The sequence below is a fragment of the Xanthovirga aplysinae genome, assembly GCF_009711365.1.
Classification (GTDB): Bacteria; Bacteroidota; Bacteroidia; order Cytophagales; family Cyclobacteriaceae; genus Xanthovirga; species Xanthovirga aplysinae.
Window position 1 is genome coordinate 1 of record NZ_SMMB01000496.1, and the last position, 1,910, is coordinate 1,910.

Annotated in this window: 1 protein-coding gene; it reads left to right on the forward strand. The window is 35.9% G+C overall.

Features of this window, described 5'->3' with window-relative positions; all coding sequences use genetic code 11:
- The first annotated feature begins 114 nt into the window (after positions 1-114).
- A complete protein-coding gene (locus tag E1171_RS02090) occupies positions 115-1,821 on the forward strand; it encodes an acetylxylan esterase (RefSeq protein ID WP_155203607.1) in 1,707 nt (568 codons plus the stop codon).
- Positions 1,822-1,910 lie beyond the last annotated feature (89 nt).

The window sequence follows — 1,910 nt, forward strand, 5'->3', positions numbered from 1 at the left end:
AGTTTTTAGTAATATCTAACCCTTTATAATAAATTAGTATCTAAAGGGGTATTAGAGGAAAAAATTTCTATTTTCGGCCATACAGCTATTTTTTTAAATAATCCCCTATTTCTTATGAAGAAAATTTTTCTCTTTTTAACGCTGCTTCTACTTTCTAGCTCAATTAAATGCCAGGAATTAATATCGCCTTTATGGAAAATAAGTTTTACCGATACGTTAACTAGCCAACAAGAAAACTGGAATCTTGAAAAGTGGCAAAATGTAAATTTGTTATGGTCTTGGGAAAGGCAAAACTTTTCCGCTTTAAATGGGAACTGTACTATTGCCTCTGATTTTGAAGTCCCAGAAGAACTGAAAAATAGTCCTTTAGAATTAACAATCGGTTTACAAGCAAATGTCAAAGCGATCTACATAAACGGTCAATTTATGGGAGGAAAAATTCCCAATTACTTTTGGTCAAATCGAGGAAAAACAACCGTTTTCTCTATTCCCAAAGGGCTTCTGAAAGTGGGAAAAGCCAATAGGATTGCTCTTTCTCTTTCTGAATTATCCTATACTGGTGGTATTAGTCACAATTTCTTACAGATCCACCCTACTGACAATCGACATACCTCAACGGTAGATATAACCTTTGTATCTAAAAACCACCTTTTTAATAAGAAAGATCAGAAAATAGCCTTTAAAATAAAAACCGAAGCTCAACGAAAGGGAAACCTTTCTTTATTGATCAGAAATGATTTTGCAGACACCTTAGTTTGCCAAACATATGAAGTACAAGGCGGTGAAAACACGCACACCATTGATCTAAGAAAATATAAGTTTTCTCCAGGCTTTTATGAGGTCACTTCCATTCTCAATGATGGAAGCTATTCGGGAGATGTAGAATGGTTTACCGTTTCTCCAGAGGAGATAACTTGTTTTCATGAAACCGTGCAGGGCTTTTCTGATTTTTGGGAAAATACTTTAGCAGAATTAAAAGAAATTAAACCTGAATTCAGTTTGCAAAAGGTGGACAGTTTATGTTCCGAAAGCAAAGATGGATATATACTGGAAATGAAATCCCTTAACAACATGGTGATAAGAGGATATTATTTTGTACCCAAAAAGCCTGGTTCCTACCCCGCTCTTTTGAACCTTCCAGGTTATGGTTATGGTTTTGAACACCATGATTCCTTTCTTGGAAACAAAGATGATGTCATTCAATTAGCTCTTTGCGTTCGTGGACATGGAATAAGTAAAGATACTTTTGTTCCTTACTCCGATAATCCAGGAATTTTTGGTTATAATATTTGCGAAAAAGAGCAAACCGCCTATAGAGGAATTTATATGGATTGTGTTCGCGCCGTAGATTTTTTATTAAGCCGACCGGAAGTGGATAAAACAAAAATTGGAGTACTGGGGGGAAGCCAGGGCGGAGGATTGGCATTGGCCACGGCAGCACTTTGCGCCGAAAATATAAGTGCTTGTGCCTACTTTGATCCTTTTCCAGTAGACATGAGAGATCACGTCAAAATCCGCAAAATCATTAATCGGGAAATTAAAGACTTTTTAGCCTTTTATGGAAATAAATGTAGTTTTGAACAGGCACAAACTACTTTAGACTTTCTGGATAATAAGGGATTTGCCCCCCAAATAAGGTGTCCGGTATTTTACGGTACGGCCTTATTTGATGATGACTGTCCTCCCCATCTTGGATTTGCGGCATATAATACCATTTCTTCTTCAAAGCAATACAAAATATATGCAGAAGATAGTCACTTGGGTGAATCCAACTACAATCAGGATTTTATGAATTTCTTTAAAAAGCAGTTTAATTTTTAGAATTGATTAACTTCCGAAAAAATCTTGATTATTAGCCAAAGGACTGTCGAAAGCTTAATTAATTGTTTTCTAGTGAAGGGAGTACTTTT